15 protein-coding genes are annotated in these 19,509 nt (G+C 54.9%); 4 read left to right on the top strand and 11 right to left on the bottom strand.

What is annotated here, in order from left to right:
* Positions 1 to 1,861: 1,861 nt before the first annotated feature.
* Positions 1,862 to 2,635 carry a hypothetical protein gene (locus tag ACQ4W0_RS18575; protein WP_100875921.1) on the bottom strand — a complete coding sequence of 258 codons (774 nt, stop codon included), beginning with the start codon at positions 2,633 to 2,635 and terminating at the stop codon, positions 1,862 to 1,864.
* A gap of 270 nt (positions 2,636 to 2,905) precedes the next feature.
* On the opposite strand from ACQ4W0_RS18575, the gene ACQ4W0_RS18570 reads away from it, so the two are divergent.
* Together ACQ4W0_RS18570 and ACQ4W0_RS18565 are read left to right on the top strand one after the other, a co-directional pair.
* Positions 2,906 to 3,145 (top strand): hypothetical protein, encoded by a 240-nt coding sequence (locus tag ACQ4W0_RS18570; RefSeq protein WP_157814771.1) that lies wholly within the window; start codon positions 2,906 to 2,908, stop codon positions 3,143 to 3,145.
* A 199-nt stretch (positions 3,146 to 3,344) separates the two neighbouring features.
* Positions 3,345 to 3,701 (top strand): hypothetical protein, encoded by a 357-nt coding sequence (locus tag ACQ4W0_RS18565; protein ID WP_100875923.1) that lies wholly within the window; start codon positions 3,345 to 3,347, stop codon positions 3,699 to 3,701.
* A 224-nt stretch (positions 3,702 to 3,925) separates the two neighbouring features.
* On the opposite strand, the gene ACQ4W0_RS18560 is transcribed toward ACQ4W0_RS18565, so the two are convergent.
* The 5 genes from ACQ4W0_RS18560 to ACQ4W0_RS18540 all read right to left on the bottom strand — a co-directional run bounded on the left by ACQ4W0_RS18560 (position 3,926) and on the right by ACQ4W0_RS18540 (position 8,919).
* On the bottom strand, positions 3,926 to 4,471 hold the full coding sequence (locus tag ACQ4W0_RS18560; RefSeq protein WP_436578083.1) for an RNA 2'-phosphotransferase: 546 nt from the start codon (positions 4,469 to 4,471) through the stop codon (positions 3,926 to 3,928).
* Between the two features lie 251 nt (positions 4,472 to 4,722).
* The gene (locus tag ACQ4W0_RS18555) at positions 4,723 to 5,244 is read right to left on the bottom strand and encodes an HAD domain-containing protein (protein ID WP_436578082.1); all 522 of its coding nucleotides are present in this window, start codon (positions 5,242 to 5,244) and stop codon (positions 4,723 to 4,725) included.
* 254 nt (positions 5,245 to 5,498) lie between these two features.
* The gene (locus ACQ4W0_RS18550) at positions 5,499 to 6,026 is read right to left on the bottom strand and encodes an HAD domain-containing protein (RefSeq protein WP_436578081.1); all 528 of its coding nucleotides are present in this window, start codon (positions 6,024 to 6,026) and stop codon (positions 5,499 to 5,501) included.
* A gap of 95 nt (positions 6,027 to 6,121) precedes the next feature.
* A complete protein-coding gene (locus ACQ4W0_RS18545; protein ID WP_436578080.1) occupies positions 6,122 to 7,048 on the bottom strand; it encodes a hypothetical protein in 927 nt (308 codons plus the stop codon).
* Positions 7,049 to 8,079: 1,031 nt separating this feature from the next.
* Positions 8,080 to 8,919 (bottom strand): hypothetical protein, encoded by an 840-nt coding sequence (locus ACQ4W0_RS18540; RefSeq protein ID WP_436578079.1) that lies wholly within the window; start codon positions 8,917 to 8,919, stop codon positions 8,080 to 8,082.
* Positions 8,920 to 8,983: 64 nt separating this feature from the next.
* Between ACQ4W0_RS18540 and ACQ4W0_RS18535 the strand changes: the two genes are divergently transcribed.
* Positions 8,984 to 9,211, top strand: a complete 228-nt coding sequence (locus ACQ4W0_RS18535) for a helix-turn-helix domain-containing protein (RefSeq protein WP_436578078.1) — start codon at positions 8,984 to 8,986, stop codon at positions 9,209 to 9,211.
* 645 nt (positions 9,212 to 9,856) lie between these two features.
* Here ACQ4W0_RS18535 and ACQ4W0_RS18530 read toward each other — a convergent pair.
* The 5 genes from ACQ4W0_RS18530 to ACQ4W0_RS18510 form a co-directional block, all read right to left on the bottom strand.
* The gene (locus ACQ4W0_RS18530) at positions 9,857 to 10,117 is read right to left on the bottom strand and encodes a hypothetical protein (protein WP_436578077.1); all 261 of its coding nucleotides are present in this window, start codon (positions 10,115 to 10,117) and stop codon (positions 9,857 to 9,859) included.
* Positions 10,118 to 10,280: 163 nt separating this feature from the next.
* A complete protein-coding gene (locus ACQ4W0_RS18525) occupies positions 10,281 to 11,966 on the bottom strand; it encodes a hypothetical protein (RefSeq protein ID WP_436578076.1) in 1,686 nt (561 codons plus the stop codon).
* Between the two features lie 2,055 nt (positions 11,967 to 14,021).
* The gene (locus ACQ4W0_RS18520; protein WP_436578075.1) at positions 14,022 to 15,323 is read right to left on the bottom strand and encodes a site-specific integrase; all 1,302 of its coding nucleotides are present in this window, start codon (positions 15,321 to 15,323) and stop codon (positions 14,022 to 14,024) included.
* A gap of 31 nt (positions 15,324 to 15,354) precedes the next feature.
* Positions 15,355 to 16,011, bottom strand: a complete 657-nt coding sequence (locus ACQ4W0_RS18515; protein WP_436578074.1) for a hypothetical protein — start codon at positions 16,009 to 16,011, stop codon at positions 15,355 to 15,357.
* A 436-nt stretch (positions 16,012 to 16,447) separates the two neighbouring features.
* Positions 16,448 to 18,430, bottom strand: a complete 1,983-nt coding sequence (locus ACQ4W0_RS18510; protein WP_436578073.1) for a DNA internalization-related competence protein ComEC/Rec2 — start codon at positions 18,428 to 18,430, stop codon at positions 16,448 to 16,450.
* Positions 18,431 to 18,624: 194 nt separating this feature from the next.
* Between ACQ4W0_RS18510 and ACQ4W0_RS18505 the strand changes: the two genes are divergently transcribed.
* Positions 18,625 to 19,473, top strand: coding sequence for a class I SAM-dependent methyltransferase (locus ACQ4W0_RS18505; protein ID WP_436578072.1), 849 nt, complete (start codon positions 18,625 to 18,627; stop codon positions 19,471 to 19,473).
* The last annotated feature ends 36 nt before the right edge of the window (positions 19,474 to 19,509 follow it).

The raw sequence follows: 19,509 nt of genomic DNA, 5'->3' as shown, positions 1-19,509 counted from the left end.
CAGTAAAGTCAGATTTCAAATCCGGCTTGGCAGGAGCCGAACAAAGCAGGACCTGCCGCGCGGCACCGGTCAAATACCGTTTGGCCGGTATTTGAAATGGCTATCTCGGCTTGCCGTTCCTACGGCCGCAACACGACGGGCCGCCGGTGGGGCTTTGGCGTGCGCCGGGGCTGACGTCTCCTCCCTTGCTCGTCTTGCCGCTCGTTCCGCTCTCGCTCATGGCTACTTCCTCAGAATGGCCGCCCGGAAGTACCTTTCGCATGCTCCCCAACAATTGCATATGCCATAGTTGAACCGAAGAATTCCATCGCCCACAAGCTTTGCCCATCAGCGAGGTTAATGTAGCCGAATTTAAAGGTTCCATAATTTACGGACGACCAAGTAAATCTAAGCCATATTGCTAGCAGCGAAGCAGGCTCGCATGGGAGGTTTCCACCTATAAATATCTCAATTGGGATTTCAAGTCCAAGAGCCACGTTGTTGTTTTGGCACCAGTACAGTCCTCGTACAATTCGTAAAATAACCTTAGCATATGACGCTGAAGGGAAGATGACTTTTTGCTTCGCTGTCATTCCGTCGAAAGTGGGTATGTGAACCATTTTCGATTGCTCAAAATAGTTCCACAACCGGCGGTTTTTGCTTACCGTTCGAGCAAGTGAGTCTAGTGAATGGTCCGATGCATAATGCTCGTACCCAACAGCTGATAAAATTATTGCCTTGAACTCCTCGTCATCATCGTTCGCACCATTGTTACATTGCGCGCAAGAAGGGACCGAGAATAGTGGCGAATTAGGTTGTCGCGATTGCTTGGGATACAAACTCTGTGGGGGAATATGGTCATCGGTCCCCGCTCCAGGCAACCCGCAGTGAGCACAAGACCGACCACTTTTCCATTTTGCCATTTATTGCCTGCATTTAAAGTTTTTGAGAGCGCAGAAAGCATCTTATCGCATGTGGTGCTGCTGACAACGCCAAGGCTCTTGGTAACGGTTAGATGCGCTGAATCTCAGACAATCTACAGCTCATACTGGACCGTTCGTGCTGACCACGAGTCCCGGCCAGCCTGCAGCTGGCGCTGGCCGTCATCGGCGTTGAAGGGGCGCATTTCAAATGCGTACCCTTGCGCCAGGTCGACGGTCCGCTGAACACTGGCCCGAAAATTTTGGCCAGCGGCATTTGAATACGCGCACCGGGTCGCAATCTCACTGCGGCGACCAGCGGCAAAAGGGGGGGGCGCCATGCCCTTTTGACCTCGGCGTGTACTGCGAAGACGCCGGGAATTTTTCCGGCATCGGGCCACCCCGGCTAATTCTATTCGGCGTCGCTGTGGCCGGCTTGGCCCGCCCACTGAAGAAGGTCCCGAAAAATTGGGAGCGCGAACCAGTCACTGCAGGCGGACCAGTGTCGGCGGCGCCCTGGTTCTGGCCCGGCTGCGGCTTCAGACGAAATCCGTACGAACACGCCGGCCGGCGACGACGAACGAAAATTTTCGCTGGTGGGCGCGCAGGCGTGCAACCATGAGAGCGATGAAACATGGGGTTTCAAATATCAGGACGAGGCTGGCCAGCTATTCCAGGCGCTGGACCGTACATACCGGCTTGGACGGTATGTAGAACGAGCTGCGGCGCATCGGCTTCGATGGTCCTTCGAAGGGGCTTGCAGGGGGCTTCACTGCGGACGAAATTCGTACGCGGTTGACCTGCTGCTGGTGCCAACCATCGCGCCGGCCGCGCAGGCCAACGCTCAGCAAAGGGTCAGGACGGAACTGGCACCGTCGTGGAGCCGTCGACGGCGCCGGAACAGCGTATAGTACCTTTCGAACGGTGCGAGCTACGGGAGCGATACCACTCGGCCACCGTCGCTACTTACGAGGGTATAGACCTGGATGCTTCGGCAAGGCGTCAATCTGACCATCTCTGTCGTAAACGCCCAACTCACCAGTCTTTAAAATTACGTAGTAGTCTCCGGAACTGCTTTCTTTGCGATAGTAACGTCCTTGTGTGCCTTTGCGCAGCGGCTCGCCGGTGGCGCCGCTGGAGCAATACTTACTCCGGTAGACCTTGTAAATTTTGCCGCCGACATCTTCCAGACTTGTCGTCAGCCCGTTCATGCCATCCACCCAAGTGCCGAGAATCTTGCGTTGCGATAGCGGTGGCAACTTTGGGTCACTGCCATATGACTTCCCAGGTTCTTTACTAGGGTCGCATTCCGCGAGCTTGGCGGAGGCAGGCGCCAAGAGCATATTTTCTCGAATATCAATTACCGGCTTCATCTTTTCAGCATTGAGCCTGGCGACCCATGATGAGCTAATGGCACTGGCAGGCGATACATACAAGAATATGCGAACGTCTGTCACTGGGCTGCGTCTACACGCTTGCTGCGCATTCGCATATAGCTGGTTCAACGCCGTGCGGACTTGAACTTCGGACGGTGCAGGCTTCACATCAGTGAAAGCATAAGTTTGGGTAAGTGAAGAACGGACCGGCGTGTCAACATCGTCCTGCGAAATCAAACGAACTGTACCGTCTGCGCTGGCTAGTTTCATCTCTTTGCCATTTGCTGGCATAGGAATACAGGCAGCGAGACTCGCCTGCGCCGTGGAAAATGCCAAAAATGCAAATATAATGCGCTTCATATTCTCCTATCGCTTATTGCCAAGAGTGGCCCATCAGTATCTCATCGTAAGCACCAGGCCAGATAGTATTTTTTGCAAAATTGATAATTCATAGCGCGAATTCTTAGTGCATTGGAATCCTGATTTGAATCGATGAGATTACTTGACGCTTGGGAGAGAGTGCGCTCGGCGCGGTGCCGGCGGCAATCATTGCAGCTCGGCGTGGTTGCTTATGCAAGGGGGCAGCCCCACCCGCTCGAAATCGTTGGCGCTGCTCGTCCGTGTCATTGCGTGCTGCTCGTGCTGCTGGGCCAGGTCGGCAATACCGCATGCTCTCCTAACAAGGCGACCTTTGATGCTGGCCGCGCCCTGGATATGCGCTGGCTGCTGGCGCTGCTCGATGCCCGGCGCCGCTGGCTTGGCGGAGGCGCTGAACTGCTCACCCTGGATTGGGCTCAAGCCGGTAACGATAACGCCGTCCCGCTGGACGCACGCCTCGCGGCGCGTCGAACGACTGCCCAGTCATCGTAACTGGTTCCGCCGAGCCGCCGCTAGCGGAAACGCGTTCCGATGGAACTGCGCAGCTCAACAGACCGCATTCGCCCCCGGACTTCCAATGAATCGGCCGATAAAAAATATTTTCAATGCATATAAAAAATTCGCTCCCATGTGCCTATACCAAAGGTAGGCGCCTCATGCGCTCCGAAAACAATTCCCAAAGGACAAAATTATGCTGACAACCTCCGACGTGTCGAACCTCGTTAAACTCGAAACTGAATACAACGCTGCAGTTGAAAACCTTAGTGCTGCAAGAGAAACGGCAAACTCGGCCGACTTCCGTTTTCGCACAACATTGGAGGTGTGTGAGCACGCCATCAATTTGCAGCGTGCATTGGAGAAGAATAGGCTTCTTGAAAGTGAAGAGGCTTATACCCCTGTTTACCGTGTGCTGATGATTATGCAGCGGGAGACAGAAGCCTCGCACCGGCACGCTGACGCGGCATATCAAAATGCCCATAAAGCCGCAAAGAAGTGTTTTCACGCGCTCGAGGAAGCCCGAAAATCTGCAACCTTCGGTGCGCCGTAAACTCAGTAAGGCTCCGATGAAATCATGTTGAAGGATATTTAATAATTTGATGAGGGGCGTGCTACCAGCATGTCCCTCATATTTTCTCGCGCCCGTCGCCACTCCCTTTGATGCATCCCACTGCATCGGACGAGGACAAGTCATGGGTTTAGTGGTGAAACTGAGGGCCGTCGATGTGCAAAAGTGTCATGGCGCTATGGAGGCTTTGAGCGCCGCCAGTGCATTTATTTATCTGGAAACCGAATGTACTTAGGAGGGACGTTCGGAATCAACCACACGCCGTTGTCCGAGCACCTGAATCGGTACCCGTCACGGAGCAGTGGAAACGTTTCCACGAGGAGCACAACCGGCGTACCCCGTCGCGCACCTACCTCGGATGCAGTTTGTTTCGTTGCAGACAGATGTACGTCTCGCCGCGTGCCTGGCAGCAAACCTTGCCGGCGAATCGATGCGATGAACTTTTGCACCGTACCGTGAAAAAGTACTGGAGGCGGGGTTTTGGCTGGAAGGTTCAGGTCAACATCAACAGAGTGCCCCTGTGCCGCGCGGATACGCGTTCTGTCCTCACTCAACGAAAATCTCTGCTTATCATTTTCGACCACTATTTGCGTCAGCTCAGCATGAGTGAGTGCGACGCCGGCACTCGCCGATTTCAAGAGCAGCTCAGCAACGTCAACCCATCCACGTTTATCGATTTCAAGGCCGATAGCATCTGGCCGGTGCCGCAGCCAGCGGGACAACAGCTTGCTCTTCTGTTCCAAACTTGTCATTTGATTTTTCGCTTTCAATTCATCAACGCGTCGTGCATTTTTCGGAACTCGCTCGGAGTCGTTGCTGTTGCCGCCCGGCGAACAGTCGTCTGTGCAGCCGTTGGCATTAGCTCAGCCGACCGTACACAAGGAACTGAGGCGAGAGGGCGTGACACTCGAACTGCCGTGACAGGAGTACCAGGCCGTGTTACCGAACATCTACCCGCGTTCGAGTCAGGGGCACCCGTGTTACACCGATAATCTCTGCGGCGTTAGAACGAGGCTAAGACCTTGCAAATTGCGTCCTGCACGCCGATGTCGCTCAGTCCAAGATGGTCTTCCGTTTTAATGAGATGGTCTCTGCACCACGCTGGCCAGCCCCGGTCATCATTATCAATCGCGAACCACTTTTTTGGCTTGCGGCGCTCGACGTCCCGCCACACCTGCAGGCCTCTCGGCATCAGGTCGAAATCCAGCTTTTGGGTTACGCGATTGTCGAAGGTTGCACCAACCACTCTTGCCTGAAGTGCTGGGGAAAGCTGAGCCTTAGCAAACTCAAGACTTCGGGCGCGCACCCACGATGTACTGAGTACGATTTCAACTTCTGGGAATGGTTGTAGCAGCCGTTCCAAAATCGGTGCCCATTCGAAAAGTTGGTGTCCGTGCGCCGTCATATGAATTCCACGGCTGGAGCTTACGTAGACAGAGTCAAAATGCGTCACTCCGTCGAAGTCGCAATAGCAGACCCATAACGGCCCCCCAGGCACTTCGTCATCACTATTCAACTGTTGCATTTCGTCGCTCCAGTAAGGCAACAAAAGTGGCGAACGGCAAAGGCAACGCCCTTGGCCAACGGGACGGTGCCACCCTCTGAGAAAAACGCAACGCTACGGTAATGCTGCATAGCTCGTCCAAATCGAGATAGAGCACTGGGTTCATGACCGCCATAGACGTAGGAGTTCACGACACAGTAAGTACGCTCTGGCGTCCAGGGCGCACGCAGATGTAGGGATGTTTGCAGTCAAAAGCAAGCCTAAACCGCTATCGGTTACGACGTCCGTTGGGCTCGGAGAATTGCTACTGCACGCTCCAGTTGGATTCCTGTAAACCCCACCCATTCATCGCAGAATACGGTATGCGGTTCCAAGACTGAACCAACCAGAGTGCGGCCGCTCGATAAGTCGTCGAGGATGACGTACGCGATTGGTCGCGTGGCACCGTTTGTCCTCAACCAAGCCACGATATCTGTAACACGAAATGAGCCCACTTCGGTTGCGCTCCGCCAGCGTGAATGTAAAGAAGCAGCAACGAAACCTAGGCCCCCGCGAATGAGTACGTCCTGAATTTCGTCGCGTGACATATAGGTCGACCACGATGAACTGATTACGTAACGAGGTTCGAACTCGTGGTGCAGCCGCGCTAGGTTAGCCCTCAGTTCTCGATGAAATACGTTTTCCCAAAGCTCTGTGGCCAGATGCGGTTTGCCGGACCTGAGCGCTGCCAGGACCACTGCTGACGTGTAGCCAGGGTGAATAGCAATGACATCGTCAAAATCAAGAAATACCAGCGGCTTCACAGCTCTCCTTTGATTCGGTTTTTACTGTGCGTCGGCGACAGAGCCGCTTCTAAATATCGCTCCGCCGGGATGGCAGCCGCATCGTGCCTGACCTGTTACTTCATTCGAGTGCTATTGTTCGTTGCGACCCGCGCTTTGAGTTCAGCAATGCGCTGCGCTGCCGCGCTGCAATCAGCCGCGAACATTTTGCCTTGAGCATCAACCTGGTAGAAGGGATAGCGGCTAGTGAAATACAGCGATGCATTGCTACGGCACGCAGTATCCATAGTGAAGTCCATAACCAGGTAGCGACTCACGTACTCGTTAAGGCGAGGGGCGACGCTAGTGCCTGCAGGCCCCGCTACTTTTTGCGCATCAGGAGTTTTCGCGTCCCGTAGCGACTTCAGGGTCGCTGTCGCGCCGGGGCTAAATGTGCTGTTCGCCCATGTCCCGACACTGATGGGCATGCCCGTACCATCTACATTGGCCAACGCGTAGCTACTCTGAGCTGCGGCGCCGACAGCCTTGACCACCGCTTGGGCGGGCAGGTCCAGCATCACGCCGAGGTACTCCAGCCCATTCAACAGTTCTTGGCCTTGCAATGATTGCGCACCGTAATATGTCGTGTCGCTCTTGACTGACCCTTTCAGCACATTCAGGTATACCGACTTGTCCTGCAGGAAAACGACGTTTGCAACGTCTAGTTCGAGCAGGCGCTGCATGCCCTCGACGAATGCGTTGGCCAGAGTCGCGCCGTTCCGTGCGCTCGATGCCATAGCGTTAGCTGCGATATCAGTCAGCGGGCTAATCTTGAAGTTGTTGTACTCAGTTGTCACGAACGGTGTTATCAGCTCCAGCGAACCATTGGGCTGAATAGTGTTGTCTGCAGCGCGTGCCACTGTTCCCCCAACTGCCACGAGGCGTACCGGACCCAGTGGTGCGGCGGTTGCTGTAATGACGAACTGGCCGTTGATGTCCGCAGTGGTCGGGACACCTAACGCCGCACCAGCGCTGCCATTGGCCTGCACACTATAGGCGGTCACGGAGGCCCCTACATATGCGGTCCCACGAATAGTCTGGGTAGCAACGCCTGGCGCAGCGGTGCCGGTCAAAATGTTGGTTACGGTCGTTGGAGCCGCCGTCACTGGGGGCGTTACCGTGGTTGGTGGCGAGGCTGGGGTCGTATTGCTATTGGAACCCCCTCCGCCACATCCACCAATGATAAGCATGGCGGCGGTTGCTGAAATTTTTTGTAGAGTTTTCATTTTTCTTAAGGATGGACAAGCGTAGGCCCTCGCGGGCAGATGTAAGACTTTTGTACCTGGGGTCATCTGTGAAGACGTGTTTCGCTTAGTGTGGCTGCCGCGCACCTTTGGCTAGCATCCATCCGGTTTCCAATCCCATTTACCACTAAAGGGGTCGTGGCAATACTGGGCTTGGAACCGCTGCGTGCAGCCATTTTCAAACGTGCGAACGCAATCGCCGTTACTGCACTGGTAGGTAGACCGAACTGTTCGACCCGGTGGCGGGCCGCAATTCGACTTTGCCTCTCTTTTCGGCGTACTTGGCTGGCCATACCCTGTCTCGTCCCACCAGCTGGTGATATCAGTAGTTTGACAATCACCTAACTTCTTTTGCTCACATTGGCGAAATGCCCGGTCTACGGCATCCTGCTGCGTGTCGACACCTGTGCTCATCGCGCATCCTCCTACCCCGCACACCATCGCACCGCCGCCGAAGCCTTTTTGCCTATGTATTACGGCGCACGTTGCCGCCCTCTTAGTCAGGCCGCTTTCTTTTGCATAGGCTCTACATCCTTTTACTGCAGCCAAGTCAGCCCCTTTTTGAGTTGCGTAACCCCACGCGGCGTAAATCGTGCCGTGTGGTGTCCCGTCGACCTGTGCAATGGCGGTGTAAGCTTGACTGACCAGCGGGGTGAGGGCCGCCACTAATAGCAGCAGAAACCGCCGACCCCATCTAGCAAAGCCAAGCTGATGACTGCGTACTTCGCGTTCCATCCCGGCGTCCGCAAGATTGGCGGATGTGCAAAGAGAGTGAGCTCCGTCATGCCGTGTCATAGGCTTAACCTCGTTTTAGGTACTCGTCGTCGAAATTGCTTTGCTGCCAGCAGCACCTGCTCAAGTCTCTGCTCGTGCGCTACGGCACCACCATGCGCCCCATCTGTCTCCAATATTTTTAACGGTGTCTGGTTGCCCAAGTCCGCGTGCTCGGTTGTGAAAAAACGAAACTTACGAACTCCGTCAATGCCAAGTAGTCCTTTTGAGACAGCGGCAAGACAGGCCGGGTCGTACTGCGATTCAGCAAAAAAAGCGGGGTAATAGTCATCGCCGAAAACACCGTCAACCCAATGCGGCATCGTGAAGACCTTTCGTTCACGTACCAACTGGAGTAGGCGAGCTTCGGTGAGGCCAGCACGAAGACACAGCTCAGTTGCGGTGATTAAGGTGCCATCGTCAATTAATTCACGTCCACGTCTTCCCAGGGCACGGTCGAGACGGAACTCAGTCGCATAGGTATGGGTCAGGTTACTTTCAACGCACCCAGGCTGCGTAGTTATCCAATGCAAGTACTCCGTGATGCTGGCCAAGTCTGACCGTGCCAGTCCCTTGGTCGCCTCCTTAAACGCTTTTGCCACCGCTTTGCTATCGGCGTCGGTGCGGCCCGGGGGCAGGCCTGCACGGAATGCACCCACTGCTGCTGAAAAAATGCAGTAGGAAGAAAGGAATTGAGCTGAAGTCATTTCGTAGTTAAAAATTGTCTTGGTCAAAACGTTATGTGGATGCGTTCTGCGAGTAAACGAATAGGAGCAAACCTGCCTTACCCGTATTGATAGCAGCAAAGACAGAAGATAAAAAATGACGTAGAAGCTCGCGGCAAGTTCGCTTTTCCGCATTGTGAAACATTGTATCGTATACTTTATAGACTGAGCAAAGTATATAACTCATGCTACGGCTGTCATGAGCAGCCCTTACACAGTCAAAACCGCCCGAGAACGACTCGCTTGTAATCTAAAGGATTGGCGTGTAAAAAGAGGTATGAGCCAGGACGTTCTGGCGGAGCATTCGGGTCTGTCCCGCGTGTTTCTTTCTCGCCTCGAGCGAGCTCTTGAGACCGTGTCTCTCGACAATATTGAGAAATTGGCCGATGTATTGAAGGTTGATATCCTCGATTTGTTACATCACTAGCATTTCACAGCAAATGCCTCCCCAATACTCTGATAGCTAAAACGACCTTACGTGTAGCTCCACGCTTGGCGGGCAATAGCAGGATATCGTGTCGTTGATTGAAGCAACGCAAATCCCCACCCCACTCCGCAGCTAATTTTAGATTTTAGGACCTGGAGCGGCTGCGTATCAAGATGCATCACAATCTTCGCGGCATAGATTCTCGGGGGAGTTTAAGAAAGTGACACAAGGCCCTCATCACGCCAAGATTAACGAGCGCTGTTGTCAGCCGCCGCCCTGTTAGGATTTGCCGACACGGATGTGTCTGCCCACCTCTTACGCCTGCGGCCGTTGGTACGTTGCAGCGTCCAGTCCACCCATGCGGCGATAGTCACAGTCTTTTGTGGCCGCCGCTATACCATCGGCTCGCGCGCAGCAGTTAAGCGAAGCAGCGGTCCCAGCCAAAGGAGAGCCGTGTTAAGAGTTCAAAACCCCTTTAGACTCCGGTGCCGGGACGAGTGTTCGTGAAGTTAACCTTAGAGATGTCGACCAGGGGAGAGCTCCTCTGCATTCCTCGCTGTGTGGAAGAACTGCAAGCTCCACCCCTGATTCGAGTGACCGTTTCTAGCCCTGCTTTCTGGAACACCAATTTAATGACACCTGCAGTCAATAGCGGTTATTTCGAGGTGAGTTGCGGGTAGCCTCGTCGAAGCGCATCTCAAGGGAACGAACCTTTGCACTCAACTCGACGATGCGTTCGTTCGCGCTGGTCAGCGTTGACTGAGCTGCGTCGCGTTGCCTGATGACGTCTTTCAATTTCTCAACTTTCGTACGATTAGCTTGGCGGTTTTTAAGCCTAATATGGCGGCCGGACTCCATCGCATCCTGGTTGAGTTCCAAGTAGGCTTGGATTTCGCGCACAAGCATCGGGAAGCGGCTTTTCCGTAATGCTGACGGGTCGCACCCAGCCTCCCGAGCGACGTTATTTTGAGTGACTGGAGTGCCACGGTGTAGCACTCTTGGAGTATTGGCCTTAAGACGCTCGAAGGCATGTCGAAATCGCTGTTCAGCGCTGAGAGGCTCTTGGGTGTCATATGGCATTGAGGTAAAACTCCATAGCACGGTGCTCTAGGAGCAAAGCTCGGTGTCTCGGGCTATCTACTGGCAGCCTAGCCATTTCTTTCGCAACGCAGGCCAATTCGGTCCTTATCTGCGGCTCCTTAGTCCTGTCGAAAAGGACATCCGAACACGGCTTGCCATTATCCGACCCAGCGCACCGGGCCACTGACTCGACCCCGCCATAATCGCAAGCCCCAGCTTTCATACAACCTCCGAGACGATGTTCGCGGTAGCTGACTTTGCCCTCTTTAGCCCAAGATGCCAGCTTCTTCGTATCCTTCTCACTCATGATGTTAACCACTAAGATTTGCTTATGCTCGTCAGAGTAAGGGGATACGAACCGGTCACTCATGGCGGTTCGAAGTTGAGTTGCCATAGCCTCGTACATGGCAGCCACGACGGTAGATGACACATTCTCATTTAAGTGTAGACGGGTGTATCCGCGACCATAGTACAGGGGCATTAATCGAGAACTGTGCTTCAACTGGTGCTGCATAGTACTATCAGAAATTAATCCCGATGCAAACATGTTGACGGCGCTCGTCCTGCGATACTGGTGCCATGCAATCGGCCAGATTTGACCTACCGCAAACCTGTCTTCAGGAAGGTTGGGGGTTAGCTGCTTCGCGACCTTCAGGTCATCCGGTGTAATGGTCATCTGAACTGGGTCAAACAGACATGGGTAGGTGGCAACGATTGAGCCTAGGTTTCTGACTCTACGTCGAATGTAATATTTCCTGGTCTTTCCTCCCCCCCATGGTTCGCTAGGGGCACTATACAAATAGGGGTCTTCTATATCAAGTTCTGTGGGTTCCACATTAGAGTTGGCGCGGTCGCATTGCATCCGCAACAGCGCAATTGAACTGAGTGCCGTAACGGCGAGCTCGACACTAGGGCTTGCAACCCAGCGAGCATCTGAATCAGGGTCAGTTTTTGTGGTTTCACCGCATATGATTGGGACTCGACCCAATTTTTCATCCTCCTCCCATATCAAGCAGCTGACTCGCAGAGAGCCGACTTCGTCGCGCCGTTGAAGCGTGAAGTTTGCGATGTATGCCAATGCGGCTATGATAACGAGGTCAAGGTATGCAGAAAATGCCTGCAAGGAATTCAGTCCTTCACTCCGGCCGCTGAGCCACTTTGCAAGTGATGGCGTCAGGTTGTATCGCGCCGCGGTGTCTTCAAATGAGCCGTAGTAGTTACAGTCAGGGTAAGTAACAGAGTTTTTCGTAAAAGGTCCTTTTTTTTTATTCCTGTCCTCGGCTAATGCAGCTTCCAACGTTCCGTAATTCTTAACGTACGCTTCAAGACAAAACCGAAAGCATGCCTCTATCTGCGCCTGGTTACGGATGAAGTCTTCCAAACATTCTCGCAAACGATTTACCTGATAAAGCCAAATACGTGGGGGGATATAGGGGGTTTGCACACTGTCATGGTCGGGCTTCGAGCCGGCTAAGCGTTTCAGGCCATCTTGGTCAAGGATGAAAAATCCAAGCTGGTCCCTTGAATCATAAATCCGGTAAAGCTCAAGAATGGTTGCGTCATATCGGCTTGGCGCAATCGTTTCGGGAAGTTGCTCAAAAACTCTTGGAAAACGCATCAAATCGGTCGCTAAAATGCCTTTCCGGCTGCACAATGAAATGACCGCACGCAACATCGTGAAAATTTTTTGAAGCGCTGCTGCAGTCCTAGTGGGCCGTGGTCCCCATATGCGCCAAGTGACCATCAACCGGAGAATGTCCGCGTTGGCTGAATCAAGACGCCCTGCCTGACCGTCTGGCCCATCCCCAAAATTCAATTTGAAGGTCCTTCCGGCCAAAGGAGTTAAGTCCCAGAACGGGTCTCTCCAGCGAGAAATTACCGCACCATTTCGGTCAATGCTGACTGGCCACTCCGGATGTGGCGGCCAAGTCACTGGTCTAAAAACTACACTTGTCGGGGTTACCCAATCATTTTGCAAACCCAAGCCGAGCTCGGTTACGGAAATAGTCATACTTTTTCTCACTCGATAGATTCAATCAGGAACTGCCACTCAGGGTGATAGCGTCCTTCGTTAACGCGCGCCAAGGCCTCCTCAACCCAACAGCGTCGGGTCGCGTTAGAGTTGCGAAACCAAGTTAATTTTTCGCTCATCCGGAGGACCGCAAAGTGACTTGGGTGGTCGGTGTGGCACATGCCCGCGGGCGGGTAATACTTACTCAGCTCCACGGTCTTGAGGTGCCTGAAAGACGCTAAGGCCCAAACATAATCTAATGAGTCAATCTCGCGGTGGTGTTCGCACCATAAGCATCCTGATGGGCGAACACAATCCGGTGAAGTCGCGAACTTAGGTATAGATGGAACGGCCAAAGGCGTTCCGGTACATGCACCCGGTGCGACCGCGATTAGTGGTTGTAGCTTCGACAAAGCAGGGTCCGTCTTCAGCCAGAAGTTCGGGACCTCAGAGATTGAACGTTGCATTGAGGGTTTTGCATAGGTGCGCAATAACGTTTGTTTGGAGTGCTGAGCCATCTCGGCCGTCAAGTCCGGGTCACCAGACCTCCGAAGCAACCAATTTACTCTAGTGCACCGAAGAACTATAGGAGGAAGCCACGTAATGCAAGCTTGCTTGCAAGCTTTTTTAATTAAATCAAAACTCGGGCGCGTATTCTCAAGAGTATTTATATTCCGTATCACCGGAAACACCTTAGTATCGTTTGGGAATAGCGCCCTACGCCATTCTAAGTATCGCTCAAAGTGACTCCGATATTCCTTAAAAATTTCGAATAACACCTCACCACCACGTCTAGGCTTATATTCCTTGACTTTATAGCCATCAATGTCGGCGGCGTAACTAAATTTTCTTAACTGGAGCGTATTTGCCTGAGCTAGATTCATTCCAGTTTGCGCTATAAAAATCAACATCTCAGACATGATTCGCAAATTAACGACGTCTCGCCGCGAAACTGGCGAACAACTGCTCATGTAGGCCGCGTCGCAGCTCGCTTTTTGCTTTAAACTCTTGAGCTCTTTCGCTGCTGTACGCTCTACAGAATGCGACTTCTCCGGGGATAATCGGCTTAGGTAAACTAGATGCCCACCATTCCTCAAGGAGATTCGAAACGGTCTAGGGCCCCAGACTGCGCTCAGGGGCACACCATCACAGATATCCTGCAGCAGGCGCCCGAATGCGAACGTCGATGTTAAGCTTTGTCTCTCGGCTTCAACACTCTGCGCAGAATTCCGGCGAATATTTTTTTTTAGCCGAGTCAACGTTATGACTGGTGTCTGTCGTTCAAGGACCTCATCTAGTATTCCGCCGACGACTATCCCGTTATTGTAAGCACTGTACTGATTTAGGCTCCTTTCGACGTTCTGCCGGTGGATAAGGTGGTCCGTCCAATGTATATAGGTGGTTTGAACTGAGGTAAGGTCCAATGAACTGTCAGCGCGCTCCGCCCATGCAAAGAATGCGCAAAGCTGCTGGAACCGTGTAACCGCCGTTGCCGGACTGCCGCCTCCGGCGAGCTTGTCTGCGATTACCTCATAAGCACGTGTTACCAGTTTGAGGCGTTGACGCAATGGGCGACCAAGCGCCCCGCTGTGAATATGAGAATGCACTAAATCCAAACGAGTTCCGGCGCCCCCTTTATATAAAAGTCTTTTCAGGTCAAAAGGCGCTGATTTTTCGCTATGCGCAATGTCTAAAATCAGTTCAGGAATAAGGTCTATATCAGGCTCCAAATCGGCTCCAGTCGCGCTTAACTAAGCCGGAAAATGCTGCAGAAAACTCATCGGACACCAAAGCCTTAACTTGACCACGCTCCCTAAAACGAATATAGCGAAACGTCGTCACCTCATCTTTATGCAACATAACTTCTAGGAGAAAGGCTAGCGCGGCTGCTTCGCCCGTAACCCGCAAAGCTAGTGCAAGCACCCAAGTTCCATAAGTGCACCGAGTCTGGTGAAATTTGAAATTTTGCATGAAGGTGAGCCCCGCTGTGACAGCCCGCCGACGCAGGTCTGTCATTAATCGATTAAATGTTGTTGGTCGATATGGACTACCCCTGCAGGTCAGGAATAATCGACTTCGGTGTTCGGGCGCCGCTATGGCTTGCCTTTTCAACCTGTCCATCGAATAGGCGTAGGTCTTAAGTGCATTCAGCAGGAAACTGGGTACCAAAAGGTCGCCCGAAACGTCAAATTTTGTTTTGATACCAGTCCCTGGGCCGGCAGGGATGCGATGGAAGCCCAGCATAGTTGGGTCGGGAATCGCTGCTTCAATATTGTGTACGGCAAGAGTCGAAATCGACCCAATCCGTGCACCCGTCAAAAACCCAACTGATAGTATTAAGTGAATCTCGTCGAGGTTTTCCGATGCTGTGAACGCTAGCAGTGCTTCAGGATATCCGCCTGCTAAGGGAATTAAGCCGTCTTCCAGCGTCAGGCCTGGACGACGCCTGTTCGGGATAGACAATTCTGACTTAACCCTTGTTAATGTTCGCTCGAACCCTACCGTGTCAAAATAACGAATCACAACCAATTCATCACGCCAGAGGGGTGAGGTTCTGCAAACGAAAGTATTTTTTTTCGCGTGCCGATAGAACTGGATTAATGCGGCCATGCGAGCTGTGGCGGTACTGGGTGCGATTGACCCACGGTCACGCTGGTCGATTATCACCTTTCGATATCGAACTAGCACTCGGTCAGCGAAACGGTCTGGGAAATGACGCCAGTCGACTTCGCTCACTTCGAGCCAGCTTGCATAGGCGTGCAGGTGCTTCATGAGAATGGTAACCGTATCGATGTGTCCGCCTAGCACGCCATTAGCTTTTGTTTTTGCCCAGTGGTTAGCCTCAGTCCAATCTTCGCCGTTATTCCAAAATATGTGCGGGAGCTTTTCTATTGGGCGCGACATCACATCGCGTTCCCATCTAATTGAACCATCTTCGAAAACCTCACGCATTGGCGAGTAATGGATGTACTCAAGATTGGCCATGGCAACATCAACTTTAATAATAAGCTTCGATAACATGAAATCGGTTGTGAAATCGGCATACGGCTAGCTAATAATCGATGTCCAAATTGCCGGTATTCTTTATCCATCCTTCACCAAACACTGCGACCGGTACCTGGCGCGGAGCGTTGCCGTGCCTATCGCGACACTTGGCGCCAGTTGAGTACTGCGGCAGTGCAGGCTTGGTAGGCCGGTCATGTTCATATACCCACTGGAATACTTGGACATCCAAAGACATGGAGACTTCGTTACTTTTAGCACGATGGCTACCTCGTCCTCGACCAACTGTCGTGCTTTCCGAAAGGTCGTAGATAGACGCACGTCGCGACGAGTTCCGTGTAGTTGTGTGAGCCTTAGGTCGCGCCGGGGTCCATGGAAGCCTAGCTTGAAGCGGATAACAAATCGCCGGCAATGAAGATAAACCTCGAACTGCCAGTAGAGCGGTGTCGAGTCGTACTTTACTAATCTCGGCAAGGCCCGCCGTTTGCGTATCCACCGGCACAACGTTAGTCATCGGCAAAAGCGACGACTTCTTTGATGTCCGTGTTGGGTACAAAAGCGGGGCAGTACTGCTGCCTTTCAGCATCTCATGGTCGTCCTTTGACAGCACCAGCCTGGAGCGCTTTTCTGCCAAGCGCTGCATACTTAATCGAGCTGCGGGTTCGTGCTCATCTACCAGAACTGTTCGTATTCCCTCGTTGGTCATGCTTCCTCCTCCGCGTCACGATACTTGGCGATGACTTTGGTGTCAATGGGTATTTTTTTAAAAAACTCATTTAAATCAAAAGGTTACAGTGATTTTGCTATGATAAAAAACACTGCTAGTAACGCATGGGTGTGCGAGCGTCGACTCGCAATAAGCTCCGGCTAAATAGCGGCCGGTATCAAGTATTCCTGTGCAACCAGCTCGTTGGAGATTTTCGGATGGGATGTCAGATGCTGCTCGTCTAGGGCGCCTACGATTCTTTCCCAAAACGCTCAAGCCAAGCTATATGAGTCAACTGGAAGAACAGAGTAGATACCCGGCATTGGAGATACCGAATTGGATAATTAGTACTTTTCCCTCATCAGGTTATCGCAGGGTTCGGTGCTCATTGGAAGTGTCCATGCTGTCACAATGAAGGGTTGTGCGTCCATAGCACTCATTCGCGGTTGTCCCAGGTCCAGCTCTGGCCCGCCATGCAGTGCAGATACGGACGGTGCGACTCCCGCCGGGCCTCGACGGCCGGGTGGCCGTCGAACAACGACGAGGCCAGCCATCCCACGTGCACATTCTCCAGCAGCGACACGGCGCCGCCCGCGTGATCCAGGTCGCTGTGGGAAATGATCACTCCGTCGAGCTTGCCTATGCCGCGCGCGCGCAAGTAAGGCACGATGACCCGGCTGGCGCCATCGGAATCGAGGCTGTAGGCAGGTCCCGTGTCGTACAGCAAGCGGTGACCGTGGGTTTCCACCAGCACGGCCATGCCTTGTCCCACGTCAAAGGCCGTGATCCACATCTGGCCAGGTGGCGGACTGGACGGCAAGGCCGTCAGCAGGGGCAGCCAGCCCAGCATGCCCGCCCAGCGATGCGGCCATCCCCGTGGCGCGAGCAGCCATGCCGTGCCAAACAATGCCCAGCAAAAACTCCACCACGGCGGCGCGGGCGCCGTCCACACGGCAAAACGGCGCGCGCCCAGCCAGTCCAGCACCTGCGCCAGCATGTGCACGATGGCGTGCGCCAGCAGCAATAACCAGTCGGACAGGGGCGCCGGCAGCAGGCTGCCCGCCAGCGACAGGGGCGTGACGACCAGGCTGATGACGGGGATGGCCAGCGCATTGGCCACGGGGCTGACCAGCGATACTTGCGAGAACAGCAGCATCGTCAAGGGCACCAGCCCCACCGTCACCACATACTGCGTATGCGCGCCCAGCGCCACGGCGGCGCGCAGGCGGCGCCAGCGGCTGGCGCTCTCCGGCATGGGTGCCGTGGTGCGTCCCGCCGTCGCATACAGCATGGTGGCAACGGCGCCGAACGACAGCCAGAAACCGGGCCACAGCACGGCCCACGGATCGAGCAGCACGACCACGCCCAGCGCCAGGCACAGCACGTGACCTATGCTGGTGATGCGTCCCAGCCACAAGGCCAGCGCCACCACCAGCAACATATATAAGGTGCGCTGCGCGGGCACGCCGAAGCCGGCCAGCAGCACATACACAAATGCCGCCAGCGCGCCGGCCAGGGCCGCCACCTTTTGCGCCGGCATCAGCAAAGGCAGTTGCCGGTCCGTAAAGAATGAGCGCCGCCACAGCGCACCCGCGCCCAGGGCGAACAGGCCCGCGATCATGGTGATGTGCAAGCCGGAAATCGAAATCAAGTGACTGACGCCCGTGCGGTTGAACACTTGCCAGTCCGACTGGGGAATGGCGCGCTGGTCGCCCACCACCAGCGCCACGATCACGCCTGCATACTGTTTGCCGTCCAGGCTACGCAGTATGCGCGCACGCAACGCCGCGCGGCTGGCCTCCACTACATTGCCGAAGCCGGGCACGAAGGCAGCCAGGCGCACGTTCGGCGTGTCGGCACGCGGCCGCGGCCGCACATAGCCCGTGGCGCGCACGCCCTGCTCCAGCAACCACGCCTCGTAGTCGAAACCCATGGGATTCGCATTGCCGTGGGGACGCTGCAGCCGTACCGTAAGGCGCCACCGCTCACCCGGCTGCACGTCCCCCACCTCGTTCGTCACCGCATCGCGAAAACCCGCGTACCAGGACAGGGCGATCAGAGGCGGCACCTTCGCCCCAGCAGCCTTTTCCACGGCAAAATTGAAGCGCACGCCCTGCTCGAAGCGGTACGGCAGGCTGGCCACAGTACCAACTACGGTGATGTCTTGGCCTTCATCAGCCAGCGCCAGTTGCGGCGCCAGAGCGGCTTGGGCCAACCAGGCGGCCCAGAAGAAGCCCAACCCCACGCCAGCCGCGAAGCCAACAACGCAGCGCCAATACGCGTGATGGAGCAGCAGCAATGCGGCCAGCCCCCCTGCGCCAGCGCTCACCCACAGCAGCGCGGCCGCGTGCGGCGGCAAGCTGGCCTGCGTCTGCAGCCAGGCGGCGCCAGCGGCAAAGCCGAGTATCAGGGTGCGCATAGGGGCGTTGTGTTCGCTCGATGCGAAAGGGGCCCAGGTACTGTGATCGCTTTCCACTCTTTGACGTCTGATCTGGCGCAAAGATAGCGTGGAAAACACCCTCCTGCACGCAGTTCGCCCCAGCCGCTGGCGAAACTTTCCCCATGCTAAGATGGTCATCCGGCGCCAAAGCGCCACGACTTTGCGGACATTGCATGACCCTATTGACAGCGGCCGAAACCTATTTGCAAGACTTCCATCAGCGCCAGGTCGGCGTGACCAGCGCAGCGTTTGCCCACCTGCCCGCCCGCTCTGTATCCACCAGCTACGCCTCGTCCTATGTAGTGCTGACCGACCTCGTGCTGACCGACCTCGTGCCGGTCGGCAATATGCCCCTGACGGTGCTCGACCTTGCCTGCGGCGATGGCTATCTGCTGGGCCTGCTCGCGGCCAGGGCGCAGGCAATACTGCATTTGATCGGTATCGACATGAGCTACGCCGAACTCGCTGTGGCGCGCGCCACCCTGCCCCCGTCTGTGCGGCTGCAGTGTGGCCGCGCCCAGGCACTGGACCTGCCATCGGCCAGCGTGGATTATCTCGTCTCGCACATGGCGCTGATGCTGATGGACGATATCGAACAAGTCGTCAGGGAAATGCGCCGCGTGCTGCGGCCCGGTGGCCAGTTCGCGGCCATCGTCGGCCGGACTTTTTTGCTGGGCGAAGTCAACGACGTTTTCATGCGCGTCTTCAAACCCATCGCCAGCGACGCGCTGCCGCCGCTGCGCTTCGGCGACCGGCGCGCGGGGTCGGAAGCGGGCTGGCGCGAACTGCTCGATGGCGCGTTCGCGCAGGTCGCGTTTGACGATATCGACGTGCCTTGGTCGCCCACGCCAAACGAACTGTGGGCCTCCCTGACACACACATATGACATCGACCGCCTGGACGATGACGCCAGGCAGCGCCTGCGCAGCGCGTTCATGGATGCCGTGGCGCATCTGCTAACCGGTGACGGAGTGATCGTCACCGGCTGGGGGCTGCGCCTGGTACGCGCGCGTGCCGCCTAAACATACAAGTGCCAATACTGGCCACCACCGCCCGCC

Origin of the sequence: Janthinobacterium breve (assembly GCF_051380895.1) — a bacterium.
Lineage (GTDB): Bacteria > Pseudomonadota > Gammaproteobacteria > Burkholderiales > Burkholderiaceae_D > Janthinobacterium.
The sequence above is the reverse complement of the archived record's forward strand: the minus strand, read 5'-3'. Positions and strand labels throughout refer to the sequence as shown.

Coding starts and splice junctions, on each gene's coding strand:
- ACQ4W0_RS18575 (WP_100875921.1), bottom strand. CDS start 2,635: ATGAAGCGCATTATATTTGCATTTTTGGCATTTTCCACGGCGCAGGCG.
- ACQ4W0_RS18510 (WP_436578073.1), bottom strand. CDS start 18,430: ATGCGCACCCTGATACTCGGCTTTGCCGCTGGCGCCGCCTGGCTGCAG.
- ACQ4W0_RS18555 (WP_436578082.1), bottom strand. CDS start 5,244: ATGCAACAGTTGAATAGTGATGACGAAGTGCCTGGGGGGCCGTTATGG.
- ACQ4W0_RS18515 (WP_436578074.1), bottom strand. CDS start 16,011: ATGACCAACGAGGGAATACGAACAGTTCTGGTAGATGAGCACGAACCC.
- ACQ4W0_RS18530 (WP_436578077.1), bottom strand. CDS start 10,117: ATGCTTGTGCGCGAAATCCAAGCCTACTTGGAACTCAACCAGGATGCG.
- ACQ4W0_RS18560 (WP_436578083.1), bottom strand. CDS start 4,471: ATGACAAGTTTGGAACAGAAGAGCAAGCTGTTGTCCCGCTGGCTGCGG.
- ACQ4W0_RS18520 (WP_436578075.1), bottom strand. CDS start 15,323: ATGTTATCGAAGCTTATTATTAAAGTTGATGTTGCCATGGCCAATCTT.
- ACQ4W0_RS18525 (WP_436578076.1), bottom strand. CDS start 11,966: ATGTTGCGTGCGGTCATTTCATTGTGCAGCCGGAAAGGCATTTTAGCG.
- ACQ4W0_RS18535 (WP_436578078.1), top strand. CDS start 8,984: ATGAGCAGCCCTTACACAGTCAAAACCGCCCGAGAACGACTCGCTTGT.
- ACQ4W0_RS18540 (WP_436578079.1), bottom strand. CDS start 8,919: ATGCGGAAAAGCGAACTTGCCGCGAGCTTCTACGTCATTTTTTATCTT.
- ACQ4W0_RS18505 (WP_436578072.1), top strand. CDS start 18,625: ATGACCCTATTGACAGCGGCCGAAACCTATTTGCAAGACTTCCATCAG.
- ACQ4W0_RS18565 (WP_100875923.1), top strand. CDS start 3,345: ATGCTGACAACCTCCGACGTGTCGAACCTCGTTAAACTCGAAACTGAA.